Origin of the sequence: Streptomyces corchorusii (assembly GCF_001514055.1) — a bacterium.
In the GTDB taxonomy this organism is placed as follows: Bacteria; Actinomycetota; Actinomycetes; order Streptomycetales; family Streptomycetaceae; genus Streptomyces; species Streptomyces olivaceoviridis.
Window position 1 is genome coordinate 12,388 of the sequence record NZ_KQ948355.1, and the last position, 25,576, is coordinate 37,963.

General features: G+C 70.6%; 20 protein-coding genes and 6 pseudogenes. 15 read left to right on the plus strand and 11 right to left on the minus strand.

Annotated elements, in window-relative coordinates; all coding sequences use genetic code 11:
- The first annotated feature begins 51 nt into the window (after positions 1-51).
- From AQJ11_RS13025 to AQJ11_RS13035, 3 genes are all read left to right on the plus strand, one after another.
- A complete protein-coding gene (locus AQJ11_RS13025) occupies positions 52-990 on the plus strand; it encodes an MBL fold metallo-hydrolase (RefSeq protein ID WP_208616494.1) in 939 nt (312 codons plus the stop codon).
- Positions 991-1,107: 117 nt separating this feature from the next.
- Positions 1,108-1,638 (plus strand): DUF5753 domain-containing protein, encoded by a 531-nt coding sequence (locus tag AQJ11_RS13030; RefSeq protein ID WP_279616947.1) that lies wholly within the window; start codon positions 1,108-1,110, stop codon positions 1,636-1,638.
- Positions 1,625-1,846 carry a DUF397 domain-containing protein gene (locus tag AQJ11_RS13035; RefSeq protein ID WP_059263124.1) on the plus strand — a complete coding sequence of 74 codons (222 nt, stop codon included), beginning with the start codon at positions 1,625-1,627 and terminating at the stop codon, positions 1,844-1,846. Before AQJ11_RS13030 ends, AQJ11_RS13035 begins: the two co-directional genes overlap by 14 nt.
- Positions 1,847-1,864: 18 nt before the next feature.
- Here AQJ11_RS13035 and AQJ11_RS13040 read toward each other — a convergent pair whose 3' ends face one another.
- Positions 1,865-2,728 carry an AraC family transcriptional regulator gene (locus AQJ11_RS13040; protein WP_059263125.1) on the minus strand — a complete coding sequence of 288 codons (864 nt, stop codon included), beginning with the start codon at positions 2,726-2,728 and terminating at the stop codon, positions 1,865-1,867.
- A 168-nt stretch (positions 2,729-2,896) separates the two neighbouring features.
- On the opposite strand from AQJ11_RS13040, the gene AQJ11_RS13045 reads away from it, so the two are divergent.
- From AQJ11_RS13045 to AQJ11_RS13055, 3 genes are all read left to right on the plus strand, one after another.
- Entirely contained in the window at positions 2,897-3,487 is a 591-nt protein-coding gene (locus AQJ11_RS13045) for a non-oxidative hydroxyarylic acid decarboxylases subunit B (RefSeq protein ID WP_058085305.1), read from the plus strand.
- A 75-nt stretch (positions 3,488-3,562) separates the two neighbouring features.
- Positions 3,563-4,993, plus strand: coding sequence for a non-oxidative hydroxyarylic acid decarboxylases subunit C (locus tag AQJ11_RS13050; RefSeq protein WP_059263126.1), 1,431 nt, complete (start codon positions 3,563-3,565; stop codon positions 4,991-4,993).
- A gap of 47 nt (positions 4,994-5,040) precedes the next feature.
- On the plus strand, positions 5,041-5,274 hold the full coding sequence (locus tag AQJ11_RS13055; protein WP_059263127.1) for a non-oxidative hydroxyarylic acid decarboxylases subunit D: 234 nt from the start codon (positions 5,041-5,043) through the stop codon (positions 5,272-5,274).
- Positions 5,275-5,287: 13 nt separating this feature from the next.
- Here the strand turns inward: AQJ11_RS13055 and AQJ11_RS45705 are convergent.
- Both AQJ11_RS45705 and AQJ11_RS13070 read right to left on the minus strand, forming a co-directional pair.
- Positions 5,288-6,088: pseudogene (locus AQJ11_RS45705) on the minus strand (sugar phosphate isomerase/epimerase family protein).
- Between the two features lie 29 nt (positions 6,089-6,117).
- A pseudogene (locus AQJ11_RS13070) lies at positions 6,118-6,387 on the minus strand (DUF993 family protein); the annotation flags it as partial.
- Positions 6,388-7,958: 1,571 nt separating this feature from the next.
- Between AQJ11_RS13070 and AQJ11_RS50895 the strand changes: the two are divergent.
- From AQJ11_RS50895 to AQJ11_RS13085, 3 genes and pseudogenes are all read left to right on the plus strand, one after another.
- Positions 7,959-8,243 carry a helicase associated domain-containing protein gene (locus AQJ11_RS50895; RefSeq protein ID WP_244218207.1) on the plus strand — a complete coding sequence of 95 codons (285 nt, stop codon included), beginning with the start codon at positions 7,959-7,961 and terminating at the stop codon, positions 8,241-8,243.
- A gap of 1,134 nt (positions 8,244-9,377) precedes the next feature.
- A pseudogene (locus tag AQJ11_RS52650) lies at positions 9,378-9,851 on the plus strand (gfo/Idh/MocA family oxidoreductase); the annotation flags it as partial.
- Positions 9,852-10,231: 380 nt separating this feature from the next.
- Positions 10,232-10,648 (plus strand): hypothetical protein, encoded by a 417-nt coding sequence (locus AQJ11_RS13085; RefSeq protein WP_059263132.1) that lies wholly within the window; start codon positions 10,232-10,234, stop codon positions 10,646-10,648.
- Between the two features lie 690 nt (positions 10,649-11,338).
- Here the strand turns inward: AQJ11_RS13085 and AQJ11_RS50905 are convergent.
- The 3 genes from AQJ11_RS50905 to AQJ11_RS13095 form a co-directional block, all read right to left on the minus strand.
- The gene (locus tag AQJ11_RS50905; RefSeq protein WP_244218208.1) at positions 11,339-11,512 is read right to left on the minus strand and encodes a hypothetical protein; all 174 of its coding nucleotides are present in this window, start codon (positions 11,510-11,512) and stop codon (positions 11,339-11,341) included.
- Positions 11,513-11,728: 216 nt separating this feature from the next.
- Complete coding sequence (locus AQJ11_RS50910; protein ID WP_059263133.1) at positions 11,729-12,088, minus strand: hypothetical protein; 360 nt, start codon at positions 12,086-12,088, stop codon at positions 11,729-11,731.
- 206 nt (positions 12,089-12,294) lie between these two features.
- Positions 12,295-12,777 carry a helix-turn-helix transcriptional regulator gene (locus AQJ11_RS13095; protein ID WP_244218209.1) on the minus strand — a complete coding sequence of 161 codons (483 nt, stop codon included), beginning with the start codon at positions 12,775-12,777 and terminating at the stop codon, positions 12,295-12,297.
- A gap of 590 nt (positions 12,778-13,367) precedes the next feature.
- Between AQJ11_RS13095 and AQJ11_RS52655 the strand changes: the two are divergent.
- Positions 13,368-13,613, plus strand: a pseudogene (locus tag AQJ11_RS52655) (alpha/beta hydrolase); the annotation flags it as partial.
- Positions 13,614-13,621: 8 nt separating this feature from the next.
- Positions 13,622-14,221 (plus strand): prolyl oligopeptidase family serine peptidase, encoded by a 600-nt coding sequence (locus tag AQJ11_RS50915; RefSeq protein ID WP_063807675.1) that lies wholly within the window; start codon positions 13,622-13,624, stop codon positions 14,219-14,221.
- Positions 14,222-14,882: 661 nt separating this feature from the next.
- Here the strand turns inward: AQJ11_RS50915 and AQJ11_RS50925 are convergent.
- Positions 14,883-15,117, minus strand: a pseudogene (locus AQJ11_RS50925) (hypothetical protein); the annotation flags it as partial.
- A 639-nt stretch (positions 15,118-15,756) separates the two neighbouring features.
- Between AQJ11_RS50925 and AQJ11_RS13105 the strand changes: the two are divergent.
- Positions 15,757-17,355, plus strand: coding sequence for a phytoene desaturase family protein (locus tag AQJ11_RS13105; RefSeq protein WP_059263135.1), 1,599 nt, complete (start codon positions 15,757-15,759; stop codon positions 17,353-17,355).
- 389 nt (positions 17,356-17,744) lie between these two features.
- Positions 17,745-18,741: pseudogene (locus AQJ11_RS45740) on the plus strand (IS5 family transposase).
- Between the two features lie 30 nt (positions 18,742-18,771).
- Here AQJ11_RS45740 and AQJ11_RS13120 read toward each other — a convergent pair.
- The 3 genes from AQJ11_RS13120 to AQJ11_RS53090 form a co-directional block, all read right to left on the minus strand.
- The gene (locus tag AQJ11_RS13120) at positions 18,772-19,230 is read right to left on the minus strand and encodes a hypothetical protein (RefSeq protein ID WP_059263136.1); all 459 of its coding nucleotides are present in this window, start codon (positions 19,228-19,230) and stop codon (positions 18,772-18,774) included.
- Positions 19,227-19,721 carry a MarR family winged helix-turn-helix transcriptional regulator gene (locus AQJ11_RS13125; RefSeq protein ID WP_059263137.1) on the minus strand — a complete coding sequence of 165 codons (495 nt, stop codon included), beginning with the start codon at positions 19,719-19,721 and terminating at the stop codon, positions 19,227-19,229. Before AQJ11_RS13125 ends, AQJ11_RS13120 begins: the two co-directional genes overlap by 4 nt.
- A 674-nt stretch (positions 19,722-20,395) precedes the next feature.
- Complete coding sequence (locus AQJ11_RS53090) at positions 20,396-20,659, minus strand: lactococcin 972 family bacteriocin (protein WP_107120818.1); 264 nt, start codon at positions 20,657-20,659, stop codon at positions 20,396-20,398.
- A gap of 425 nt (positions 20,660-21,084) precedes the next feature.
- Between AQJ11_RS53090 and AQJ11_RS13130 the strand changes: the two genes are divergently transcribed.
- A complete protein-coding gene (locus AQJ11_RS13130) occupies positions 21,085-22,494 on the plus strand; it encodes a glycosyltransferase family 39 protein (protein WP_059263138.1) in 1,410 nt (469 codons plus the stop codon).
- Between the two features lie 486 nt (positions 22,495-22,980).
- Positions 22,981-23,649, plus strand: coding sequence for a hypothetical protein (locus AQJ11_RS13135; RefSeq protein WP_059263139.1), 669 nt, complete (start codon positions 22,981-22,983; stop codon positions 23,647-23,649).
- 916 nt (positions 23,650-24,565) lie between these two features.
- On the opposite strand, the gene AQJ11_RS13145 is transcribed toward AQJ11_RS13135, so the two are convergent.
- Positions 24,566-25,573, minus strand: a complete 1,008-nt coding sequence (locus tag AQJ11_RS13145) for a hypothetical protein (RefSeq protein ID WP_059263141.1) — start codon at positions 25,571-25,573, stop codon at positions 24,566-24,568.
- Between the last annotated feature and the right edge of the window lie 3 nt (positions 25,574-25,576).

A 25,576-nucleotide genomic window follows, 5' to 3' on the forward strand; every position in this document is an offset into this window, starting at 1 on the left:
CCGGATGCATATTGAGGCGATCGTTCGACCTTCCTTAACGTCGATCACGTGATGAACGAGAACGAGAGTGTGCAGAGCATGGTGCTGGGGGACGTCGAGGTCATCCGGGTTGTCGAGTGGCACGAACCGTTCCTGCCGACCTCCGGCATGTTCCCGGGAGCTGCCGCCGATGTGTGGAAGGACAACGAGGACTGGCTGGCACCGGACCACTGGGAGCCGGACAGCGACTTGGCAGTGCTTGCTCTGCAGAGCTGGGTGCTGCGCAGCGCGGGCCGGACCGTCCTGGTCGACACCGGAGCGGGGAACGGGCGCGAGCGACCGGGCATGGGACCGTTCCACCACTCCCACAGTGATTTCCTCGGCCTCCTGGCGAGGGCCGGTGTCCGCCCGCAGGATGTCGACGTGGTCATCAACACCCACCTCCACGTCGACCACGTCGGCTGGAACACCGTCGACTCGGACGGGCAGTGGGTACCGGCGTTCCCCAACGCCCAATACCTCATTCCGGCCGCCGACGACTTCCACTACGGTCCGGACAACGCGTACGGGAACGGCACGCAGGAGGTGGACCGCCTGATCTACGAAGACAGCATCGCGCCCATCCACCAGGCCGGACAGGCCGTGCTGTGGGACGGCCTCCACCGCATCGACGAACACCTCACCCTGGAGTCCGCACCCGGTCACACTCCCGGCTCATCCGTACTGCGACTCGCATCCGGCAGCGACCGGGCCGTCTTCGTTGGAGATCTGCTGCACAGCCCGGTGCAGATCCTTGAGCCCTGCTGCAACAGCAACGCCTGCCTGGCCCCGGAACAAGCGGTGACCAGTCGCCGTCGGATTCTGGGGAGGGCGGCTGATGAACGGGAGTTGCTCGTTCCCGCGCACTTCGGTGGCGCGGGGGCCCTGGAAGTACGACGGGACAGTGACAGGTTCGCGCTGGGCCCCTGGGCAACAACCAGCCGGAAGAAGAGTCCGTCCGCCTTCGAGTGAGCCGTGACCTCACCCGCTCACCGCCCCGCCGTCCTCCGAAGCCCTCATCCAGCAGGTCCTCGGGGAGAGTGACGGTGCGCTTGATCGGCACCGGGTGCTCGGCAGCGCGCGGGTCGGGTGGCCCGGCCGGCTGCACGTGGCGCACCGCGGCAAGCAGCGGGCCGAAGGCGGCCGGCAGCGGCGCGGGCCGGAGAGTGGGGACCAGTCCCATACCCGGCACTTGAAGAGTTCATCGTCAACCGAACAAAACGCCGCCGCATGTTCGAGGGCCTCCGGCAGCCGGTCGTCTGGACACTGCTCGACGAGTCGGCGCTGCGGCGCCGCATCGGCAGCTCCGAGGTCATGGCCACGCAGTTGCACAAGATCGCCGGTATGGCCGAGGCAGGACGCCTGCGACTCCCTGTACTTCCGCACCGCGTCGGAGCGCACGCCCTCCTACAGGGCGACCTCACGCTCATGAGCTGCGAGGACTCCGCCCCGGTGGCCTACGTCGAAGGCTTCAGCACCGGCAACTTGATGGATGATCCTTCGCTGGTGAGGGCCAGTCAGACGGCCTACGCTCTGGCTCTAAGCGACGCGTTGTCGCAGCAGGAGTCACGTGCCCTCGTCAGAGCGGCAGCGGAGGCTCACGCGCATGCCGAGCAATGACCGCACCCTCTCCGACGCATCCACCCTCACCGGCTGGTTCAAGTCCAGCTACAGCGGTGGCACCAACGACGACTGCGTGGAGATCGCCTCCGGCCACACCACCGTCCCCGTCCGCGACAGCAAGAACGCCTCCGGGCCGGCGCTGCTCTTCTCCCCCGGCGGCTGGGCCTCCTTCATCGGTGCCGTGAAGGGCGGGCGCCTCGCCTGACCTGTGTGACGGGCCGCCTCACGCCCCGGCGGCCTGCTGGCGGAACGCCGCCGGGGTGGTTCCCGTGCGTTGGCGGAAGAACTTGGTGAAGTCGCTGGGGTCGGTGAAGCCCAGCCGGGCGGCGATGGCGGTGGCGGGCAGCCCGCTGTGGGCCAGTTCCCGTTTGGCCTCCAGCACCACCCGCTCGTCGATGTACCGCTTCGCCGACATCCCGGTGGCCGCCGTCGTGGCCCGGGTGAGCGTGCGGGGGCTGTAGCCGAGGGCCGCCGCGTAGTCCTCCACCCGGCGCGTGACCGCGAAGTCCCGCTCGACGGCCGCGTGGAAACGCCGGAACGCCTGGTTGGAGGCCGGCGCGTCCGGGGCCGCGCCCCGCGCCTTGGCCAGCCGCAGCAGCAGTACCGCCAGCAGATGCCGTAGCGCCTGCACATGGGACTCCAGCGGCAGCTGAGCCATCGCGTCGTACTCGTACCGCAGGTGGTCGAGCGCCCGGCGCAGACCTTCCGCGTCCGTGCCCGCCGGGCGCACAGGCCCCGGCGCGTACGGCGGGCGCGCGAAGGCCGCCGCGACCGTGGCCGCGTCCGGGAAGCCCGCCGGGAAGGCGACCACCACTCCGTCGGAGGCCGGCAGGTCCCGCCCCCAGCGCTGCACCTGCCCGGGCCGGATCCACAGCCAGGAACCCGCGTCGAGGGTGTGCGTGGTGAAGTCCACGGACACCGTGAGGCTCCCGGAGCGCACCGCGACCAGCTGGTGGAAGGCGGGGCGCAGCGGCGCGTACGGGTCGTTGCCGTGGTTGCGGGCGCGCCGGTCCAGCTCGGCGAGGTTGACCAGTTCGAGGCCCGGCGGGGAGCCGGCGGTGCGGCGGAACTCCAGGTCCCGGATCACCGGCCGAGGTTCCGGCTGTCCGGAAGGCTGTCCGTTTCTTCCCATGGCTAGTCCCGAGCCTACCTCCGACGGCCTCCCGACCGCTCCTAGCGTGGAGACGTCGGTGCAGGTCACAGGTGTGCACGGCGATGTGTACGAGCCGTACGGAAAAGGTGAGGGAGCCCGCGTATGAGACTGGTCGTAGGGATGACCGGGGCCACCGGGGCCGTCCTCGGCGTGCGGCTCCTGGAGAACCTCGCGGAGCTTCCCGAGGTGGAGACCCATCTCGTGCTCAGCCGGTGGGCCCGCACCACGATCGAGCTGGAGACCGGCCGGACGGCCCGCGAGGTCGCCGAGCTGGCGGACGTCGTGCACAACCCCGACGACCAGGGCGCGACGATCTCCTCGGGGTCCTTCAGGACCGACGGCATGGTGATCGTCCCCTGCTCCATGAAGACGCTCGCCGGGATCCGCGCCGGTTACGCGGACGGCCTGGTCGGCCGCGCGGCGGACGTCGTCCTCAAGGAGCGCCGCAGGCTCGTCCTCGTCCCCCGCGAGACGCCGCTGAGCGAGATCCACCTGGAGAACATGCTCGCGCTGGCCCGCATGGGCGTGCAGATGGTGCCGCCGATGCCCGCCTTCTACAACCACCCGGCGTCCGTCGACGACGTCGTGGACCACATCGTCGCCCGCGTCCTCGACCAGTTCGAGCTGCCCGCCCCCGCCGCCAAGCGGTGGGAGGGCATGCGCGCCGCGCGGGACCTCAGGTCCGCCTCCTGACGCCCGCCCCGCGGCGCCCCCTCCCCCGCAACCCCGTGTCCGGACCCGTCGTCCGGACGTCCCCGAAGGAGTCCCATGCCCTACGACGACCTGCGCGGTTTCCTCGGCACGCTGGAGAAGGAAGGCCAGCTGCTGCGCATCAGCGAGGAAGTCCTCCCGGAACCGGACCTCGCCGCGGCCGCCAACGCCACCGGCCGCATCGGCGAGGGCGCGCCCGCCCTCTGGTTCGACAACGTCAAGGGCTTCACCGACGCCCGTATCGCCCTGAACGTGCACGGCTCCTGGGCCAACCACGCGCTCGCCCTCGGCCTGCCGAAGCACACCCCGGTCAAGGAGCAGGTGGAAGAGTTCGCCCGCCGCTGGGACGCCTTCCCCGTCGCCCCCGAGCGCCGCGAGGACGCCCCTTGGCGGGAGAACACCCAGGAGGGCGAGGGCGTCGACCTCTTCTCGATCCTCCCGCTGTTCCGCCTCAACGACGGCGACGGCGGCTTCTACCTGGACAAGGCCGCCGTGGTCTCCCGCGACCCGGAGGACCCCGAGAACTTCGGCAAGCAGAACGTCGGCACCTACCGCCTGGAGGTCATCGGCCGGAACCGGCTGGCCATCCAGCCGGTTCCGGTGCACGACGTCGCCATCCACCTGCGCAAGGCGGAGGAGAAGGGCGAGGACCTGCCGATCGCCATCACCCTCGGCAACGACCCGGTGATGACGATCGTCGCCGGGATGCCGATGGCGTACGACCAGAGCGAGTACGAGATGGCCGGCGCCCTGCGCGGCGCCCCCGCCCCCATCGCCACCGCCCCGCTCACCGGCTTCGACGTGCCCTGGGGCTCCGAGGTCGTCATCGAGGGCGTCATCGAGAGCCGCGAGCGCCAGATCGAGGGTCCCTTCGGCGAGTTCACCGGCCACTACTCGGGCGGTCGCCGGATGCCCCTCATCCGCATCGACCGCGTCTCGTACCGCACGAACCCGGTCTTCGAGTCGCTGTACCTGGGTATGCCCTGGACCGAGGTCGACTACCTCGTCGGGCCCAACACCTGCGTCCCGCTGCTCAAGCAGCTGCGCGCCGAGTTCCCCGAGGTCCAGGCCGTCAACGCGATGTACACGCACGGCCTGCTGGTCATCATCTCCACGAAGAAGCGGTACGGCGGCTTCGCCAAGGCCGTGGCCATGCGCGCCATGACCACCCCGCACGGCCTCGGCTATGTCTCCACCGTCATCGTCGTCGACGAGGACGTGGACCCGTTCAACCTGCCGCAGGTCATGTGGGCGATGTCGGCGAAGGTCAACCCGTCCGGCGACGTCGTGATCGTGCCCAACCTGTCGGTGCTGGAGCTCGCGCCGGCCGCCCAGCCCGCCGGCATCACCAGCAAGATGATCATCGACGCCACCACCCCCGTCAGCCCGGACAACCGCGGCAGCTTCGCCACCCCCGCCAAGGACCTGCCGGAGACCCGCGAGTGGGCCGCCAAGCTCCAGCGGCTCATGGCCGAGGCCCGCGACTGACCGGCCGCAGCCGATCCCGCCGTCACCGCGAAGAAGGAGAACCCGCCATGACCATCTGCCCCCGCTGCGCCTTCGAGACCATCGAGAAGCTGTACTCCTCGCCCGTGCCCGGCGTCTGGGACGTGCTCCAGTGCGGGCGCTGCCTCTACACCTGGCGGACCAGCGAGCCCGCCCGCCGTACGCAGCGCGACGCCTACCCCGAGCAGTTCCGGCTGACTCCCGAGGCCATCGCCAACGCCCCGGAGGTCCCGGCGGTGCCGCCGCTGCGCACCTCCGCCTGAACCGGGCCGGCGGTCATCCGCCGGCGTGCTCCAGGAACAGCTCCGCCGTCTCCTTCAGCACCTCCCGTCCGTCCCGGGCCCACAGGTCCTCGTTGAAGATCTCCACCTCGACGGGGCCGGTGCAGCCCGCCGCCGCCACCCGGCCGCACCACGCGCGCAGGTCGATCGACCCGTCGCCGAGCCGGCCCCGGCCGTTGAGGACGCCGGCGGGCAACGGGGTGGTCCGGTCGGCGAGCTGGAAGGTGTGGATGCGGCCCCCGGCGCCCGCGCGGGCGATCTGCGCGGGCGTCTGGTCGTCCCATCAGACGTGGTACGTGTCGACGGCCACCCCGACCTGGTGCGCGGGGAAGCGTTCGGCCAGGTCCAGGGCCTGCGCGAGGGTGGAGACCGCACAGCGGTCGGCGGCGAACATCGGGTGCAGGGGCTCCACGGCGAGGCGGACGCCGTACTCCTCGGCGTAGGGGGCCAGCTCGGCCAGCGCGTCGGCGACGCGTTCGCGGGCCGCCCCCAGGTCCTTGCCGGTGGGCGGGAGGCCGCCGGAGACCAGCACCAGGGTGTCGGTGCCGAGCGCCGCCGCCTCCCGCACCGCCAGGCGGTTGTCGGCGAGGGCGGCCGCGCGTTCGGCGGGGGCGGCCGCGGTGAGGAAGCCGCCCCGGCACAGGGTGGTCACCTCCAGCCCCGCCGAGCGGACCAGCGCGGCGGTCTCCCGCAGGCCGTACGCCTGGACCGGCTCGCGCCACAGTCCCACCTTGCCGATGCCGGACTCGGCGCAGGCCGAGACCAATTCGGGCAGGGACAGTTGCCGCACCGTCATCTGGTTGATGGAGAAGCGGTCGAGACCGGTCACGAGGTCACCCCGTACAGGGTGAGAAGGGTCTTCATGCGGTCCTCGGCGAGCGCCAGGTCCGAGAACAGGCCCAGGGAGTCGGCCAGTTCGTAGGCGCGGGCGAGGTGCGGGAGGGAACGGGCGGACTGGAGGCCGCCGACCATCGTGAAGTGCGACTGGTGGCCCGCGAGCCAGGCGAGCAGGACCACGCCCGTCTTGTAGAAGCGGGTCGGGTGCTGGAACAGATGGCGGGCCAACTCGACGGTCAGATTGAGGAGTTCGCAGAAGCTGCGCAGCCAGGACGCGAGCGGCTCCACCGTGCCGTCGACCCGCTCGGCGCCGGCGGGCAGCACGTGCTCCACTTCGCGGCCGCGGGTGCGGGGCCGAGCGCCGCCCGGGCCCGCCGGTGAAGGTCGGCGGCGCGCTCGGGCGGGCAGTTCGTGAGCATGAGGTCGACCAGGCGGGCACGCTCTGGGGTCGGTCGGCCGGCCAGCAGCCACACCGTGGCCGCGACCGCCCGGTCCCACCACTCCCCCACCCCCGCCGCGCTGGAGGAGGAAGCGCTGGCGCGACGCCCCTGAAGACGCTGCGCAGCGCCTCCCCCGTGTAGTCGTCAAGGCGATCCGTAGCTCTCAACCACACGCTTCCCGTGGGTAGTTCCTCTACCTCCTTGAAGGCACCGGACTCGCGCAGTCGAGCGACGCCGCCGAGGCGATCGGCGATGCGGGCGGAGCACACGGTCACCCAGGGATATCCGCGAAGCACATCCTGGCTCTCCTGGATCCCCTTCAGCGGGCTCAGCCCCAGCCGATCCTCCAGCATCGTTTCCCCACCGTGACCGCCGTCATCAGTGACACAGCCGAAAGTGATCGGAACCCTCAGCGCAAAACGCCTGAGATGCTCGACTGCGGAATTCACATCCAGTGACGAAATGATCCTATGACCAGAGTGCGCGCCAGACTCTCCAGCCCCATATTCCACCCGCAGCCGGTGCCATTCACCGTCCGCGCTGACAGACTGAACAGAAACCTTGGCCTGACTGGCCCCGTATCGGCGCCCCTGTCACTCAGTTCCAGAATCCAGAATTCACTGTCCGCAGGCTGCTTGGCCCTTTTCGTAAGAAAGTTGCTCCAATTCTCTTCGGACCATGCCTTCCGGACCCGCACCCTACCCTGCAGCGGGTCCTGCTCGGTCAGTGAGGCCCAGGTACCCCCAGGGGACCCCAGAACACCCTCACCCTTCTTCGGAATGCACAATTCGGGACCGTTCCGCAGGCTACGAAGGAGGGGAGAGAAAAGCCCCTCAGCGGCCGTTTCGAACCACTCGACCGCAAGTCCGGAGACACCCGCGTCCGATGCCCGCAGGTCCATCTCGACTCTCACTACTTACTCCTTACCGCTGAAACCACCTGACAGGCCGTCCCGTCACCGGGACACCTGCCAGGCAATGCACGAAGTCACATAGCCTCACGGTCGCCCGGTCGTGGGCCGCCGCACACGCGCACTTCCTGCCTTCCCCACGTGAACGCGGTGGGGGAAGGCAGCTACCCGATCGAGTGTGGGCCAAGAACAGGCGTACGGAGACCCGCAGGCCACTGGAGAACGCCGAGCGACGCGCCGCCGGCGAACCCGTGCCCGGAGGTGCCGACGAGCTGAGCCGGCTGGCGGCATTGGAGGCCATCGACCCGGGATGGGTGCATCCTGAGGTGGGACGTGGCCTGGCAGCGCCGCTTCACCCTCGCCCGCGCCGGGGGCACCCTCCCCGAGGCGGCCGGTGAACTCGTCGTCCAGGGCGAGCATCTCGGGGCATGGGTCGCCGCGCAGCGGCAGGGGTGGGACAAGCTCTCCCCCGCGCAACAGTGGCTCCTCGGCAGCGCGCTCGGTCTGGAGCCCGCCAGCCCGCGGAACGCCCGGCCAAGCTCACCGCCAACGGCAAGTGGGCACTCAACCTCCGCGCGGCCCGGCAGCTCCACGCCCGCGAAGGACACCTACGCCCCGCCCGCAAACACATCGAACGCCTGGACGTCGACGGCGAGGCGGTCGACATCAAGCTGGGCACCTTCCTGGACAACACCCGCCGCCGCGCCGACAAACTCACCCCCGAACGACGCGCCGACCTGGACCAGCTCGGCATGCGCTGGTAACCCGACCGGACACCGAGGCGGCGGGCAGCCAACGCCCCACCACCCTCGCACCCTACGCAGCCGTGATCACAACCACTGACCACCCGGGGACCACATGACCGAGGCCCTGACCCTTGCCGACGAGATGCCCGACGCGTGGGTGCGCGCCCTGGTCGCCGCGATCGGGCGCCGGGGATGGACGGTGGCGGACGCTCACGAGTCGGCCGTCAAGATCGAGCCTCCTGGCCATCGGCTGGAGCGAGCGCTATGGCGCCGACTTGCGCGTCAGCACCCACGGCGGAGCCGCAGTCCCCGACCCCGAGGCCGCTGGCGAACTGCCCCGACGTAGACACCATCGCAGCGACCGTCGACCGGGCGGTGCTGAGGGGATGTGCGAATGCCCGGCTCGTACGGCACGCCGTCCCGGACACCGCCCCATCGGCGTCCTGCTTCTGCCAGAGCGCCCAACCCTGCGGCGGGCTCATCCGCGGCCCGGACTGCCCAGACCACGGCGACCAGCGCACGCCCCGTATGTGGCGGCACCGGGAAGGCCCCGCCTGCCCCCCGACGCGCCGGTAACCCGAGCACGAGCGGCGGTCGATACGGGATCGCGCCCCCGCCCGGTTCCGCCCCCTATCGAGGGGCGCGCGGCTGCTGTGGACGCCATCCGTCTCCCGAACCGACACGGCATCCGAACTTCCCCATTCCATATAGGCGCCGCGGCTTCGGTGCGGCTCTGCCCAACCGCCAGCTGGGAAGTCGGCACCCACATCCCCACGGTCCGGACGGCACCGGGCGGGCCGGGCTCGGTACTGAACACGGCGGCGGTCAGGAGCAACGGCAACATCCTGCTGAACCGGGCATGGTCGTCGGCCGTGAACTGCCGGCGCGCCGTGGTGACACCATCGGCGGGCAATCGTGGTTCCGGGGCCGCCGGCATCGCCGTTCAATCATGAGCGTCCCGGCCCGCGAGGGCGACTCCCGCCGCGAGCATGCTGCGTCGCCCCACACTCGTCTGCTCGCCTTCTCCCTCGGCGCCGGACCAGTGGCGCCTCAGCGCTGCGGCCGACCAGTTCCTGCAGGCCGGGCGAACGACTCCAGCCTCACGCGCACCCAGTCCTCGGCCGCCGAGCAGCTCTCTAACCTCGCGCAGTACTTCATGGGGAAAGACGCGGCGGGGTACCGGGACTATCGTCCCGCGAAGGGTCGCTGCCCGGCGGATCCACCAGTGGGCTGGCCGCCGGTCCAGGCTTCCGACGCCGGGACAGCCACCATCGACGACGCCACGCTGTTCACAGCACGCCTTGCTTCCGGCGTCCTCCCCTCCTTCGAGGTCGTCCGCTATGCCACTGGCCGCACGAAGCCCTGTGCGTCGAACTCAACGGCGAGCGCGGCTGCCTCGCCTTCGGTCTGGAACGGCTCAACGGGCTGTCGTACCGCGACGGTACCGAGCCCGGCACACACGCCGGTTTCCGCCGCATCCTCGTCACCGAACCCGACCACTCTGGCCTCGCAGCCTGTGTCCGCCGGATCGCGGTCTGGGCTACGAGCGAGCACGCTTTCGTCCGCCAGGCTCACGGCCTCGTTCACACATTCGCCGCGGGCCGCGCATCCGAACCCTCCTTTGCCGCGGCCTGCGCCTGCTTTCCTCCTCCACGCCAGTCCTGTGGCCGGCGCACGGACGACAGAGGCACTGCGGGAGTCGGGACAGCAGCCGCCGACGGCTGGCTGTGCTGTTGGCGGCATGGTCGGGCGCACATCAAACCCTGATCGGTCACCGGTGGTGGCTTCGATCCTGGCAGTTCGCGTGCGGCGAGGTTGAGCTCCTTCAACGCGGCCTGTTGCGAGGGGAGGTATTAACGGGTGCGGGTGGCCTGTGACGTGCGAGTGCGACCCGCGGCGTACGCGCATTACCTGTGGCGTAATCGACCGTCCACAGCTCGCCGGGCAGGGTGGTCCCTAGCAGACCATTCCCACGGGACCCCGACGCCGATGGAGGCCGATTCGCCATGTCCGCTCCTCAGCTCGCCGCCCTGGCCCGCACCTCCGAGCCGCAGACCATGCTGCGCCGCTTTCTCGCCCTTGACGCCGTCATCACCACCGGCAACGGACTCGCCTACCTCGCCGCCTCCGGGCCGCTTGGCCGATTCCTCGGCGTGGACCAGGGGCTGCTGCTGGGACTGGGCGCCTTCCTCGCGCTTTACGGCGCGGGCGTCGGAATCCTCGCCGCGCGCAAGAACCCGCCGGTGCTGCCGGTTCGTGCCGTCATCGAGGCGAACGTGGCCTGGGCCGCGGTCAGCCTGATCGCGCTCGCAGCGTGGCTGTCGCCGACTGCGGCGGGCGCGGTTTGGATCCCTCTGCAGGCCGTCACGGTCGGCGGCTTCGCGGCCCTGCAGTACGCGGCGCTGCGCGCGACGCGGGCCTGACTCAGAGCTCCGGAAAGCATGGCCGGGTGGGCGGCGCCCTCACCATCGGCGTCCTGCTCCTGCCAGACTGCCCAGTCCTGCGGCGGACTCGTCCCCGACGCGAACAGCCCCGAACGCGGTGCCCGCCACGCGCACCAGACTGCCCTGCCACGGGGCCCGGGCACGCGTGCCGGGCGTTGTGGGCGGGGAACGTGCGTGCTTTGGCCGTCCTGTGCCAGCCGACGCGCGGACTTGCCGAGCCGGGTACGGGTGAACGTGGCGGATGCCGACTCCCTCAGCGGGTTACCGGACAGGTAGCCCTGCTGTGGCACGCCAGCAGTCCGGATCGTGAGGATCTGCCGGCCAGCCGGTCAGACGTGCAGCGCCGGCACCGAAGGCGCCGGGCAGTGAGGTCTGTTCGCCGGCCATGATCCTGCGGGCGTCGACATCGTGCGCGGTGTCATCGGTCTCGTACCAGCAGGCCACGCTCACAGCGGTGTCCACCGCGTGCCGTCCGTGTCAGTCCACGCCACCTGAAGCAGGAAGTCCAGTTTCTTTCAAGGTGTCGGGCGTTGCCGGCCGTGCCGGTGGGGGTGGGGCGCGGATGCGTACAGGGGTGGGGTGGGGGCAGGAGGGCGGCGCGTTCGGCGGCGGTGCGGGCCCGTATCTGTTCCAGGCGGCGTTGGACGCGGGCGTGGGTGTACTGGTCGATCACGTCGGTGAGGAGGTCCCAGTTTCGCTGTTGAGGCCTGCCGGGCGCGGGCCGGGGACGTCGGGGCCGACGCGGTGGTGGCGGCGCCGGTAGCCGCCGGTGGCGATGAGCAGCTTGGTGTAGGGGTGCTGTTCGTTCTCGGTGTCGTCGCCGGGGGCGGTGATCTCCTCCATCCACGCTTCCGGCAGGGTTCGCCGGTGAGGATGGCGGCCAGGGCGCCGTAGGTGAGCGGGGCGACGCCGAAGGGGGCGCGCAGGGCCGGGTGGTCGGGCAGGGGTCCGCCGGGCGGCGGCGCGGTCGAGGTGACCCAGGGCCGCCTCGATCATGGCGGAGGCGGGTGCGTCGGGTGGCGGCCTCCGGTCAGGGTGCGCACCCGGGCATCCAGGTCGTCAGGCTGCCGCATCGCCCGGATCGTCCGGGCGCGGGCCCAGTGGGGGCGCTGCGGTGATGGCGTGGCCGGTGCGCCACAGTTCCACCAGAGCGGCTGTGGTGGCCCACGCGTGGCGGCGCCGGGGGGGAACTGGTGGGCGGCTGTTTCCCGAGCGGGCGGGCCCCTGGGGGCGGGAGGTTGGCCAGGATGTGGCCGCGGTCGGCGAGCGGGCCCGGATGCGGTGGCGTTCGGGGAGGTGCGCGCGCCAGTCGGGCACGTAGCCGCGCACCGCCTCACCCTCGGTGAAGGTGGCCGCGCACAGGTCGCACAGTTCCGGCCGGGTCTGCGCCGTCTTGTTGTTCTTCTTCCACCAGGCCATCGAGAGCCGCCCTCGTGGCGTACTTCCCCAGGTACTGCCCTGAGCCGCGACTACGCGCCGAGCGCGCCCGGGGGTTTCCTCCGTCCCGCGGCAACAACGAGAGGCTCGCCGTCGATGGACCGGGACCAGGCTCAGTCGGCCGAGCGCCGCACCCACCGCCGGTTGCCGCGCCGGAACGGGCCCGCGCGGTGTGCCCGCGGTGTACCTCAGTGTTTCGTCACCGTCCGGAACGCGGTCGGTGTCATCCCGGTGTGCCACCGGAAGAAGGCGCTGAAGACGGTCGGGTACACAAACCCGATGCGTCCGCTGATGGCGGCCGGTGACAGCGAGGTGTGGATGAGAAGCCGTTTCGCCTCCAGCAGCACCCGGTCGTCGATGTACCGCTTGGCGCCGCAGCCCAGCGCCGCCAGGGTCACACGGGTCAGGGTCCGTGAGCTGTAGCCGAGTCGCGCGGCGTAGTCCTCCACCCGGTGGGTGCGGGCGAAACCTTCCTCGACGGCCTGACGGAACCGGTGGAACGGCTCGCGGTCGCCCGAGCGCGTCCGCTGCCGTGGGTCGGCCAGGTGCACCAGCCGGATGAGGATCACGGACAGCAGGCCGCGCAGCGTCTCGACGTACGCCACCAGCGCCAGGTCGGCAAGGCAGGCGTGCATCTTCAACACCGTGCGGACCGTCACCGATCTGCTCATGGCCGGCACCCTGGACCGCCACCAAAACGTCGAGGTCATCGTGCCGCACTGCGGCGGGGCCCTGCCGGTCCTGGCGGACCGCATCAACGGCTTCATGAAGACTTCATACCGGCGGGCACCGGGGCGCCCGACGCCATCGAGCAGCTCGGCCGCCTCTACTACGACCTCGCCGGCCCCGCCCTGCCCCGTCAGATCCCTGCCCTACTCGGCCTCGTCGGCACCGACCGGCTCCTGTACGGCAGCGACCACTGCTGGACTCCGGCCGCCGGGGTGGAGGCCCACGTCGCGGCCCTCGACGCCGCCCCGGCACCCGAGGGCTCCGCGAGCTGGCGCGCCCTCACCACCGCCAACGCCCGCCGCTGCCTGTCCCGCACGGCCCACTGAGGCGAGGGAGCCGCCATTGTGACCGACGCCGCACCCGTGTCCTTCCCCCTCCGCCTGCTGACCCGCCCGATCCGGCCACGCTGCCCCTGCACCCGGCGCACCCCGCCGACGGTGTGAGGCTGCTGCGCGGCGCCGTCTACGCCGTCCCCGACGGCAGCCGTCCGCTGACCGTCGACCTGTGGCTGCCCGAGGAGGCCGCCCCACCCGTGCCTGTCGTCGTCTTCGTTCACGGCGGTGCCTGGCGCACCGGCCTGCGCGACGACCTCGGCCCTCGTTTCCGCTCCTGGCAGCCGGGCTCCTTCGCCCGCCTCGCCCGGGCGGGCTTCGCCGTCGCCTGCCCCGACTACCGCCTCAGCGGCGAGGTGCAGTACCCGGCCCAGACCGACGACCTCACCGCCACACTGGCCTGGCTCCACACCCGCGCCGACGACCTCGGCCCGGACACCCCACGGACCGTGCTGTGGGGCGAATCGGCCGGCGGCCACCTCGCCGCCCTGACCGTGCTGACGCACCCGTCCGGACCAGTACGGCGACCGTCACCGGTTGCGTCACCTGGTACGCCGCCACCGACCTGCCCAAACTCGCCAAGGATCGCCCCAAGGGCGCGTACGACCCGAAAGACCGGGACTCCTTCGAGGCCCTGCTGCTCGGCGGTGCCCCGGCGGACCGGGCCGAGGCGGCGCGGGACGCCAGCCCGGTCACCCATGTGGGCCCGAAGGCGCCGCCCGTCCTCCTCCTGCACGGCGTCGCCGACACCCTGATCCCGGCCCGTCAGTCCGTGCGCCTCGCCCAGGCCCTGCGCGCTGCCGGGCACCACCCCGACCTGCGCCTCCTGGCCGGCGGCGACCATCTCTGGGTGAGCCTGTGCGAGCAGGACGTCGAAGACTGCTACGTCCGCACCGTGGACTTCGCCCGCCGCTGCACGCATGACGCCGAGGAGGCCTGTAGCACTCCGAGCAGGCCTGTCCCGCCCGGAGCTGCCCGACGGCGTGTCCGGGGGACGCGTGCGAGGGACGGTCCGCGGTCGGCACCGACGGCCTCGGCCGACGCCGGACCGTAGTGGACGTGTTTTCGTGCCGTGCCCGCGTCCAGCGACTCCCGTGTGGCCGACTCCAGTCGGTCCGCCGGGCGCTCGTGCTCGCCGGGCCGATGCGGGCCGCCTCCGGTCCGTCCGTCAGGCGTCCGGTGCGGGAGCAGCCGCGGGGTCCGCGACGGGCCGGTGGTCAGCGAGCTGGTGACCCAACGCGCACACGTACGCGCCCGGCCCCTGCCTGCTGGATCTGGAGGTCAGCAACGGCGCCGTGGAGATCAGCGTCCGGGACAGCGATCCGGCTCTGCCGGTGCCCCGGGGAGCCGATGCGCACCGGGTCGGCAAGCACAACTTGGAGATCGTGATGGCCGTGTGCCGCAGCTTCGGGATCCGCCGCGAGCCGGTGGGCAAGCGCGTCGAAGCCGCCAGTGCTGGCCGACGATCCCAGGCTTCCCTCTTCACCTCAGCCGTCCCTCCCCACTCCAGCCAGGGCATGGGCGATAGCGGTCGCAACGGGGATGTCAGCCATCCGACCACGACCAGTCCGCGTGTTCACCCGCGCGAACACGAGGGGTGTCCCTCCGGGTCGCGCAACAGTAGGCGCAACCCCTTTGGCGCAACCTCCAGCGCAACAGGCAGGCGCAGCCCTTGTCGCGACCTCGTGCTCCCGGCCGCCCGAGGCACCCGGTAAGGCGGCATGGACGGCTCCCCGGGCGCGGGCCGGCTGGCGCAGCTCGGAGCGTGCCGCCGGCACCGAGGGGATCGTCTGCCAGTAGGGGTGCCGCCACAGCCGTACGGACAGGAGCAGCAGGCGGCGGCGCAGGGCGGCGGTGTCGCAGGGGGCGGGGTGCGGCGAGCGCTTGGTAGGTGGCGTTCCAGGCGGCTTGCGTCCGCACCAGGTCGTCGGGGAAGTCGGCCACGCCCACACCGGCATTAGATCGCCTGTTCGGTGAATTCTCTGTCATCTCGGACCGTCGCTGCCCTCCGACCAGCCGCCGGGGTCGAGGCCGCGCGCCCTGCGAGTGCAGGCGTGGTCCGCCTCCTGGTGGCGCGGCGGCTGACCGGATCGCCGACGCGCCCAGCATGCCGAACGTGATCGGCGAGAGGGCGAAGGTGACGGCCTTCGTGATCCGGTGGTGCGTCGACCGCGGCCCGCTGGCCGACGTGAGCGCGAACCCGGACGGGAGGCTGCACCACCCCGGACAGGTCGCGGAGATCTGCGCGCGAAAGGACGGGGCGGACCTGGTCGCCGCGGGCACCCCGCTCGGACCAGAGCAAGCCGCCACCCGCCTCGGTGTGCGCCGTGCCGACTTCGACCACTCGATTGAAGTCCGCTTCGGCACCTCGCGGGGCCGGGGCCGTCGACTGAGCGGCGTCGGCCCCGGCGACGCCGTATCCGGGCCCGGACACGCGCCTGCGGGTGGGCTGCTCCCGTTGGAGGTGCCCGGTTCCCGGGAGGAAGGTGGGTGGGAGGCAGGGTCGCGTCCCCGCCTACCGCCGGCCGAGGGACCGACTCCCGCGGGACCTCCCGCGGCCACGGCCCGCGGATCGAGGAGGCTGATGAGATGACAGGTACGGTCGACGCTATCGTCGTCGGTTCCGGTGTGAACGGCCTGGTCGCTGCCGCCGAGCTGGCCAAGGGCGGCTGGTCTGTGGTGCTCGTCGAAGGGAGCCGCCGGCTGGGCGGCTTCATCGCCACCGAGGAGCGGACCTTGCCCGGCTACCTGCACGACACCTACTCCTCGTGGCACCCGCTGTTCGTGTCCGGCCGGGCCTATGCCGCGCTCGGCAAGGACCTGCACCGCCACGGTCTGGAGTACCGCAACACCGACGGCCTCGTGACGGGCACCGTCACCGACGACGGCCGCGTGGTCCTCGCCCACCGTGACCCCGCGATCACGGCGGAGGCGTTCGGCCACGCAGAGGACCGGGCCGCCTACCTCGCCATGCTCCAGCGGTTCCTCGACAACATCGACGCCGTGGGCGGCATGCTGGGCGACGAGCTGCGCTCGCCGCGCGTGCTCCGCCACATCGTGAGGCTGCTGCGCCGCGAGCGCTTCAGCGGTACCGAGGCATGGCTGCGGGCGACCGTCACCAGCGGCCGCTCGTATTGCCGCAGCGCGTTCCGCGGCGACGAGCCGGATGCGCTGTGGGCGCCGTGGCTGCTGCACGCCGGCCTGTCCCCGGACCACGCCTCGGGCGGCCTGATGCTGCCCGCCATCGCCGCCGCGCTGCACGGTTTCGGCGTCCCTGTCGTGGCGGGCGGCGCCCACCTCTTCGTCCGCGCCTTCGAGAGGCTGCTCGGCGAACTCGGGGTGGACATCCGCACCGGGCAGCCGGTGGAACGGCTGCTCCTCACGGACGGCAGGGTCACGGGCGTGGTCGCCGGCGGCGGCAGCATCCGGGCCCGCCACGCCGTCCTGGCCTCCGTGACCCCGACCGCGCTGTACGGCCGGCTGCTGCCGCCGGACGCCCCGGTCCCGCCCGCTGTCCGCGACCGGGCCCGAAACTACCGCTACGGACGCTCCGCGATGCAGCTCCACATCGCCCTCACCGCCCCGCTCCGCTGGCACGACGAGCGCCTGGCCGGCGTACCCCTGCTCCACCTGAGCGACGGGTCGGCAAGCACCGCGATCGCGTGCGCGGAGGCCGAGGCGGGCCTGCTGCCGCGCAGGCCCACGGTGGTCGTCGGCCAGCAGTACGTCCTCGACCCGCCGCGCGTGCCGGAAGGCGCGGCCGCCCTGTGGATCCAGCTCCAGGAACTGCCGTACGAGCCGATCGGCGACGCGGCGGGCGAGCTGGACGCGACAGGCCGCTGGACCGGGGAACTGACCGAGGGATACGTCCGCCGGGTCCTCCAACGCATCGCCCGCCATGCCCCGGACCTGCAGGACAAGGTGCTCGCCTGGGACGCCGTCACACCGCCGGACCTGGCCGCGTACAACCCCAACGCGGTGGCCGGCGACCCCTACGGCGGCTCGGCCGAACTCGACCAGAACCTGCTGTGGCGCCCGGTGCCCGGCGCCTCCCGGCACGCCACGCCCGTGCCCGGCCTGTGGCACATCGGTGCCTCCACCCACCCCGGCCCCGGGCTCGGCGGCGGCTCGGGACACCTGGTGGCACAACGGCTCGTCCGCGGCACACGCCGGAGCAACCGCCGCTGATCCAGACCCGGCGGATGAGGCGGGCACACGGCCACCGCGTCGTCATAACAAGACCCGGTTCGGCCGGTGCTCTGCGGCGCCCCCACGACTCCGATTCCGCCGGGCCGGCCGATCCGTGGCCGCAAGTCCGCCCGACGACAGGGAACTTCGGGGTGCGCAGGGTTGACTTCGACTGGATGGTGCGGCCCGGCTGGGTCCGCTCACCGCAGTCGATCGAGGTCCGCTTCGGCACGAGCCGGGCCGGGGCCGTCGACGTCGCGCTCTACACCGCGGCGTCCATCGACGCGGTCCCCGCCGCACACCCCGAGGTCGACTGCGGCCTGTCTCTGGTTGTGATCAATCTGCGGGGGTGCCGGCGTCTTGTGCCGCGATCTGGTAGATCGTCGTGCATGACGCAGGCGCAACTGACCGATGAGGCATGGGAGTTCATCGAGCCGTGCTTGCCGATCGGTAGGTTCGGCCCGTATCCCGAGCGGCTGCGGCAGCAGTTCGAGGACGTGATGCGGTTCAAGACAAGCGGGCAGTGGCGGGAGATGCCGACCGAGTTCTGCGCCTGGCGGACCGTCCACAACCGTTTTCGTCGGTGGCGGGACGTCGGTGCCTTCGAGGCCCTACTGGAGGGCCTGATAGCCGAGGCTGCGAAGCGGGGCGAGGTGGACTTGTCGCTGGCCAGCGTGGACTCCACCACCGCCCGTACCCACCACGATGCCGCCGGGATGCAACTCGGCGAGGACGTGCTCACCGCCCTGGAGGAGGCTGCCGCCGAGGAGGAGAAGGCCCGGTCAAAGGGGGCGATGAGCAAGGACAAGACGGGCGATCCGCCGACAGTGACACCGCCCGGGAAGAGCGCCGCCACCGACGGCGTCGACACCGACTCCGGCTGAAGGCCGCCCTGCTCGGGCGCTCGCGCGGCGGGCAGACCAGCAAGATCCACGTCGCCGCCGACCGCAAGTGCCGCCCGCTGGCGCTCGTCCTGACCGCCGGGCAGGCGGCCGACAGCCCGCAGTTCATCCCCGTGCTGAAGAAGGTGCGGGTCCGCCAGCCGGTCGGCCGTCCCGCACCCGGCCCGACGCGGTCGCCGTGGACAAGGCGTACTCGTCCCGCGGCAACCGCGCCTACCTGCGAAAACGCCAGATCAAGGCGGTCATCCCGGAGAAAGAGGACCAGGCCGCCAGCCGGAAGAAGGGCAGCAGAGGCGGTCGGCCCGTCGGCCAGGACACCGACCTCTACAAGGCGAGGAACACTGTCGAGCGACTGATCAACAAGCTGAAAGGCTGGCGCGGCATCGCCACCCGCTACGACAAGACCCCGCAGAGCTACCTCGCCGGCCTGCATCTCCGCGCCTCCATGATCTGGGTCAGCGACCTCATCCGAACAAGCCTGTGATCACAGCTGGTTACAGGGCCGGTCGCGAGGTCAGGCGGTCAGTGCCGCAAGCTCCGCGTTGGCGCGCTCGGTGACCAGGGCGAGGACGCGGCCGGCGGCGGTCAGGTCCTCGGCGGGTATCCCGCCCCAGATGCGGGCGGAGATGGGGGCGGTCTCCGCGCCGGTTGCGGCGAACAGCTCGCGCCCCGCGTCCGTCGGGCGAAGGTGCGCACCGTCCGCGACGAGCAGCTGCTTGGCCAGCAGTTCGTCGAGGGTGGCGCGGATGTCGGCCGGATCGGCCTTGAGGGAGCCCTGGACCTGGGTGATGAGATCGTCCGACGTCTGCGGGGTCTCGGTGGTGATGGCGGCGCGCAAGGCGACCTGCTGCTGGAACGTGGCGCCGTACCGGGCCAGGACGTACTCCAGGACGCTGCGGGCGGCGTAGTGGGCCAGGGCGAGGGCGCGGGCATCGGCGACGGGCGCAGTAGCGGTGGATGCGGTGGTGGTCATGGTGTTCTCCTCCGAGTGCTCTGGTCGTTCGGTACGGATGGAGCGAGAGGTACGTCGAGCAGGGCCATCAGCTCGTCGGTGAACGCGCGCGTCCGCGGGGCGTCGAGGCCGCCGAGCGGCTCCAGCAGCTGCTGGAGCAGTCCCTGGACCACCGCGATGGCCTGTCGCGTGACAGCCTGTCCTTGCTCGGTGAGGGCGAGCTGTACGGCGCGCGGGTCGCGGGGGTCGCGGGTGCGCTCGATCAGACCGGCCGACTCCAGGACGCGCGCCAGCTTCGAGACATACAGCGCCTCCAGACCGGTGTGGTCGGCGAGCCGGCGCTGGCTGGGCCGCTCGCCAGCGCGCTGCATGCCGTGCAGTGACGCGACCACTACGTACTGCGCGTGGGTGAGACCCAGCGGAGCCACCGCGCGGTCGACCGCGACGCGCCACTTGTTGGCGAGCCGCCATACCAGGAAGCCGGGCGTGGGGCCCGGTGAACCCTTGTTCATGGCGAATAGAGTACATGGCTACTATAGCCATGGCTACTATTTTCCGGCGCGTGTGACGGTGCAATCGACTCGGCGCCGCGACGCACCGAGGGAACGCCTCCAGCGGGACCGCCTCCGCCCCGTCACATGATCACGACCAAATACAGGCCCTGGGCGCAGCCGCGCGTGCCGGAGAAAGGCCGGCGCTCCCCGCACCCCGCGCCGGCGAAGCAGACCACCCCGGCCTGAGGCCGGGCCATCGCCTGTCGATGCCGCCCCTCCCCCGTGTCCGGCAGGAGGGGCGGCATCGCCGTATGTGATCAGCCGCGTCGGCGGAACAGAGCACGGCAGGGCCTACCCGGCTCCCGGTCGTGATCGTGCTCCTGTCCCAGTGACGTGACGACCTGGAGACGCGCGGCTTCGACGACGGCTTTCCTGCGGGAGACATCGTCGGCATGGCAAGCTTGAAATAGCGGCTGCCAGATACAGATGCCGTAGTCCTTCGGGATTCTTCAGATCAGGAACCTTTCACAGTACTCCGGTCTTGTCCAGACCGCGCACGAACAGAAAGGCCGACACTGCGGCGAAGACCAGGACCGCGGCGTGGACGAAATCTTGTCCCTCGATGCAGCATCTGATGTCGATCCAGTCAGTCAATGAGAGGTCAGTTGTGGGAGCGGGTGTCGCCTGCCCCCTCAATTGGGTGGGTCAGCAGCTCGGGTCGCAGCAGCACGAGATGCCGCCGCCGTCTTCGTACCAGAGGCGAGGGGCCATTCGCCCCTCGTAGTGCAGCCGCTCTTGAAGGCCTGGCTGCCGATCTTCACCGACGACGCGTGCTGGTTCGTCGGGTGCTTGACGTTCGACCACGCCGTGTTGGCGCCCTCGTCGAGAATGAGGGCCGCGGATGCAAAAGCGGCCCTGGACCAGGTTTCTCCTGTGCATGGTGATCCACATCTCATTGTGAGTGCTGTGCGGGCTTGCCCGCGAACAGTTCAAAACCCATATCGAAAGGTGAACGCCGATCGCTGCGCAACCGTCTGATCATTAATGGGCAGGTGATTGGCTGAAACCTACTGGATCATGAGGTGAGGTTGGCGCGAATGACAGGGGAGGAGGTGAATTCGGACAGTGGCGCGATTTGCAGAGTTGCGAGAGCGGTGGGAGCAGGTGAGTTTCGGCGCGAATCAAGACTCTCGCTAGGGTGCTACGGTCCACGGCCGGTGGATAACTCCTGACGGCCGACCCTCATCGACCACCGCCTCGGGAGCCCTTTTTCATGTCAACCGGCCGAAACTTAGAGACGCCGTTCCGCTTTTCTCTGTTCGAAAGTCCGCCTGCACCGCCGACCCGATTGCACCGCGCCGGTCTCGTGTGGTTGCTGCCGATGCTGTGGACGTTCGCCTTCGGCCTGTGGGGGTTGTCCCGGCAGGACAGTGTGTGGCGGGACGAGGCCGCGACTTGGCAGGTGGCCCAACGCTCGACAGTGGAGATCTGGCACATGCTGGCGAACGTCGACGTGGTCCATGGGTTCTACTACCTGCTGATGCACCTCCTGTTCGAGTGCTTCGGCCCCGGCACCACGACCCTCCGTCTGCCGTCGGTGCTGGCCACGGCGGTCGCGGCGGCCTGTGTGGCCGTCATCGGCCGCCGACTGGCCAGCGCCTGGGCGGGACTGGCCGGCGGAATGGCTCTGCCCCTGCTACCGGCCGTGCAGTTCCATCTCCAGGAAGGCCGGTCATACGCGCTGGTGGCAGCCGGAGCCGGGGTTACGACGCTGCTCCTCGTGACTGCCCTCCAACGGCCGGTCAGGACGCGCCACTGGGCTGCCTACAGCGCGGCCGTGCTCCTCATGGGCCTGCTGAACTGGCTCTCCCTCATGATCCTCGCGGCACACCTGGCTACTTTGCTTTGGACCCCGGCCGAGCGTGGAGTCCTCGCCCGCTGGGCGGTGGCGGCCGGGTGCGCCACCGTCGGTGTGCTGCCGTTGATCGTGTTCAGCCGGAACCAATCCGCGCAGCTGTCCTGGATCCCACCGCTGTCGTGGCACATGCTGATCGGCCCGGGCGTGCTGCTGGCGATCGGCGGTGCCGGCGCACTGCTGGATCGGCCGCGGGCGGGTCGCTTGTCGTCGTCGACCGTGGGGTTGCCGCTGCTGGCAGTGCCGCAACTGGGCCTCATCGCACTGTCCCTGATTCAACCGATCTTCCTGGACCGCTACATCCTCTACAGCATGCTGGGGCTGGCACTGCTGATCGGTACGGCCGTCGGCTCCGCGGTGCGGGCGGTCAAACCCCGCTTCCCGGCAGCATCGAACTGGGTCCTTCCCACGGTGCTCGCGCTGGCAGTGCCGGCCCTGCTGCCGCAGTCACTGGCCAAGCGGTCCCCGGCCAGCCGGGTGGACGACGTACTGGCTGTTGCGTCGGACGTACGGCACTTGAAGCAGACCGGGGATGCGGTGCTCTTCGTCCCCTCAGCCCGCCGCGACAGCAAGTCCGTCTGCCCCGAGGCCTATGCGGGACTGAGGGACATAGCCCTCGCGGAAACACCGGAAGCATCCGGCACGTTGAAAGGCACTGAGTCGGCTCCGAATCGCATACGCGCCGCGATCCTCGCCGAGCACCGAGTCCTCGTGGTGACAGACGCATCTGGGGTGGCCCGCCCGGTGACAGCCGACCGCGACAAAATGAAGACCACAATCCTGCGCCAGTACTTCACCCCGGTGGCTGACGAACAGATTCGCGGCCGCAGGGTGACAGTGTATGAACGTGACAAGCCCTATCCCAACCGAGCGTGATCCCTTGATTCCTGCTGATCAGGCGTGGTTTCGCTCGGGTTGAGGGAGGCATCGCGACGTCTTGTGTCCGCTTCGCGGTCGAGAGGGTGCGCGGTGGCGTCGGTGCTGGGATCTGAGCGAACTCGACGGCGCAGTCGACGACCTGATGGGGGGTGAGCGGTATCCGCCGGTGCTGCTGCGGATCCACCATGCCCGCCTGCTGCACCTTCTGCCCCGCGCCGTTCCGCTGGGCGACGAGGGGCAGTGGCTCAGCACCCGTGTCGGCCGCGAAGGAGCCCGCGTGGGCGAGTTGTTCGGGCGGCGCCGCGGGCGGCCGACACGAACTTGACCGGCTGTCGGGATCCGGCATGGTCAGTGCCACGGAACCGCCAAGGGGTGGCCGACGCAGGACACCGGCTCTCACGACACGGCAGTCGGCATGGCGTCGTGCGACACAGATCACGGTCCCGGGCCCGGCTGTCAGACGCCGCTGCCACACTTCTGGCCATGAGCGATGAGGGATTCGAGTGGATACAGCAAGACCTCACCTCCTGGGGCTTCTACCTGGAGATGGTCAAAGGCGTGAGCGTTGAGGAGCTGGCGGCGATGCGGGGGGCGGATCCCTGCCTCGGCATCATGTCTTGCGACGTGTTCAATACGGCGTTGGAGCGCTCCAGCAATGTCCCGGACTGGGCCAGGTTGGGCGAGCACGCGGGGTGGGCTTTCGCCCTGTGCGGGGGTGACGACGGCTTCTACATGCAGCACCCTGACCACGTGAAGCACTTGTGGGAGGGCCGCACATGGCTGACCGTCATGGACACCACCATGGACCCACCCGTCATCGATGTGATCGTGGACGGAAAGCTGGATTGGAGTTACTTCGACGGCGAGGTTCACCAGGCGGTCAGGGCGGATCATCCCCTCACCCAGCGGATGATCGCCGAGATCGGGCTCGGCAGCGTCGCCCCGAACCCTGACTCGCCCGACGAGCCGGACAAGTGGAGGCTGCATGTCCCCGACATCCAGGACGTGTACCGGCTGATGGGCGAGCACTACGGGCTGAGCCTTCCCCGGAGCACGATTGTCGGTGAGGAACTGGTCGGAGTGTTCACCTCACCGCGCGTGTACGCCAGCGGGGAGCCGAACACCAGGTACGACAACATCCGCCTGCCTTGACCTCAGGCTGTGTCCGCGACATGAGGCCGACACCCATGTCGTGGAGCATGGCCGCGGGTGAGGCAGTGAGTGCACTGCGCCGGCGATTCATCGGCCTTCCGTGGCATGACTATGTCGGTTCCCGCCTTCCGGCAGACAGTACGCAGGTCAGCGCGGAACCGCCCGAGGAGTGCCCAGGCCAGGAGGGAAACACCTGGGCGACCCTGTACATGCTCGGCAAGGGCAGAGCCGAGCCCGGGTGGGAGGCCGGCGTCGCATGGACGCTGCCGTGGATCGAGAACATCGCCGACCAGCTGACTGAGGACCGGTCGGTCGCAGCAGTCAGGGCAGAGTGCCCGGTGGAAGGCATCCGACGTGGCATGGACGCTGCCAGAGCCGATGCTGAGGGTTGCCAGCCGTCTCCGTAGACGCCGGCCGGGTCGTACTGCGCTCCAGAGCTGGCACCGAGAGGAGCGTGGTGTTTCCAGAGGTCGTGGCCGGGGCCGTGCGGTTGCCTGGTCGCTGCCGGATGCGTCCGCGCTGGACGGCGAGCTCGTCGTAGGGGAGGCCGCGTGCGGGCTCGCGTTCGAGCGGCTGCAGAACGGGCTGGCCCAGCGCGGCGTGAGGGCGGCCCGGGCTGCCGCGTCCCGGACCTCGAAACCGGCCCGCTCCGGCTGAGTGACGGTGGTGCCCGAGTGGCCGACGCACTTCGGGGCGTTCGATCTGCTCGGGTTGTCCGGGACGGGCACGACCGGATGGCCGTATCGGTGTGTCCGCCACTTCGCCGGCGGTGTGTGTGACGGAGGGGGCTGCACGTGATCGGCGCCGACGCCATCGAGGTCCTTCCTCGGCCCGGGCGTCAGCGAAGGCGAACACCACGCCATCGCCGTCGCCCCGACCGAAGACCCGACCGGACCCGACCGGAGAAGGCTTTCGCTCACTGAGTGACGAGGCGGAACGGGTGGTGCGGGTCGCGGGGGCAGACGGTGATGTTCAGGCGGCCCCGGCCCGGTGAGACGCCTGTCGGCACGTTGGCGCCCATGACCCGGATGTCCTGACGGTCCTCGTAGGGGACCCAGCCGGTGGTGGCGGGGTCCCATTCACGCTGGTCGATGGTGAGCAGCGGGGTGAGCTCTGCGTCGCAGACCGGGCAGGCCAGGCGCGTGGGTCCGGTGAGGTTCCAGGCGATGTAGCCGTCGACCTTCCAGCCGGGGGCCGTGGACAGGTCGTAGATGTACTGTTCGTTCTGGTCCTCGCTCTCGTCCTCCTCCGGTCCCTCCCATGCTTCGATGCCTTCCTGCACGTCCTGGGGGAGCTCTTCGAACCATGGGTGCTCGATGACTTCTTCGGGGTGCAGGACGCAGGGCGACGGGACGAGTTCGGGGCGGCCGACGACCTCGGGAACCGGCTGCTCGGTCAGCAGTGTGCCGGTGTCCTCCGAGCGCCGCCACCTCAGTTCGACGTGCATCTCGTGGCGGCTCTCGCCGTGTCGTTCGAAGGGGCACCAGAACACCTGGAGCAGGTCGCCTGCCCCGGCGTCGGGAAGGCCGGGCACGTCCCGCCGGTAGAGCTGGGCCACGCCGATCAGCGGGATGGGGTCGGTGTCGGCCAGGTGGGGCGCGAGTCGGCCTCGCTTGAAGCGGGAGAGCTCACCGGTCTCCTCGGCGTTGGGGCCGGAGCGCGGATCGCGCTGCCAGGCCCGTTCCAGGAACTCCCGCTCGCGCACCACGTCGGCGTAGCGGTGGCCACTACCGCGCTTGTGGGGGAGGGTGCACACAGGCCAGGGCTCGTCGGCAGGCCACAGCATCGGACCTCCGACGGAGCTGTCTCGGGCTGTGGGGGTACCGCGGCGTGGGTGCAGTCGGGTCGCGGTCCGGCGCAGCGCGACCAGTTCGGGGACGATCGCTTCCACGTCGACGGGCCGGGGCGGGGTGGTACGGGGCATCAG

Bases quoted from the DNA above. Each gene is read 5' to 3' on its own strand.
- AQJ11_RS13035 (WP_059263124.1), top strand. From the start codon at position 1,625: ATGCCGAGCAATGACCGCACCCTCTCCGACGCATCCACCCTCACCGGC.
- AQJ11_RS13050 (WP_059263126.1), top strand. From the start codon at position 3,563: ATGCCCTACGACGACCTGCGCGGTTTCCTCGGCACGCTGGAGAAGGAA.
- AQJ11_RS13045 (WP_058085305.1), top strand. From the start codon at position 2,897: ATGAGACTGGTCGTAGGGATGACCGGGGCCACCGGGGCCGTCCTCGGC.
- AQJ11_RS50905 (WP_244218208.1), bottom strand. From the start codon at position 11,512: ATGGAGGAGATCACCGCCCCCGGCGACGACACCGAGAACGAACAGCAC.
- AQJ11_RS13135 (WP_059263139.1), top strand. From the start codon at position 22,981: ATGAGCGATGAGGGATTCGAGTGGATACAGCAAGACCTCACCTCCTGG.
- AQJ11_RS53090 (WP_107120818.1), bottom strand. From the start codon at position 20,659: ATGAGATGTGGATCACCATGCACAGGAGAAACCTGGTCCAGGGCCGCT.
- AQJ11_RS50910 (WP_059263133.1), bottom strand. From the start codon at position 12,088: ATGGCCTGGTGGAAGAAGAACAACAAGACGGCGCAGACCCGGCCGGAA.
- AQJ11_RS13120 (WP_059263136.1), bottom strand. From the start codon at position 19,230: ATGACCACCACCGCATCCACCGCTACTGCGCCCGTCGCCGATGCCCGC.
- AQJ11_RS13025 (WP_208616494.1), top strand. From the start codon at position 52: ATGAACGAGAACGAGAGTGTGCAGAGCATGGTGCTGGGGGACGTCGAG.
- AQJ11_RS13095 (WP_244218209.1), bottom strand. From the start codon at position 12,777: ATGAGCAGATCGGTGACGGTCCGCACGGTGTTGAAGATGCACGCCTGC.
- AQJ11_RS13125 (WP_059263137.1), bottom strand. From the start codon at position 19,721: ATGAACAAGGGTTCACCGGGCCCCACGCCCGGCTTCCTGGTATGGCGG.
- AQJ11_RS13055 (WP_059263127.1), top strand. From the start codon at position 5,041: ATGACCATCTGCCCCCGCTGCGCCTTCGAGACCATCGAGAAGCTGTAC.
- AQJ11_RS13085 (WP_059263132.1), top strand. From the start codon at position 10,232: ATGTCCGCTCCTCAGCTCGCCGCCCTGGCCCGCACCTCCGAGCCGCAG.
- AQJ11_RS13130 (WP_059263138.1), top strand. From the start codon at position 21,085: ATGCTGTGGACGTTCGCCTTCGGCCTGTGGGGGTTGTCCCGGCAGGAC.
- AQJ11_RS13145 (WP_059263141.1), bottom strand. From the start codon at position 25,573: ATGCCCCGTACCACCCCGCCCCGGCCCGTCGACGTGGAAGCGATCGTC.
- AQJ11_RS13105 (WP_059263135.1), top strand. From the start codon at position 15,757: ATGACAGGTACGGTCGACGCTATCGTCGTCGGTTCCGGTGTGAACGGC.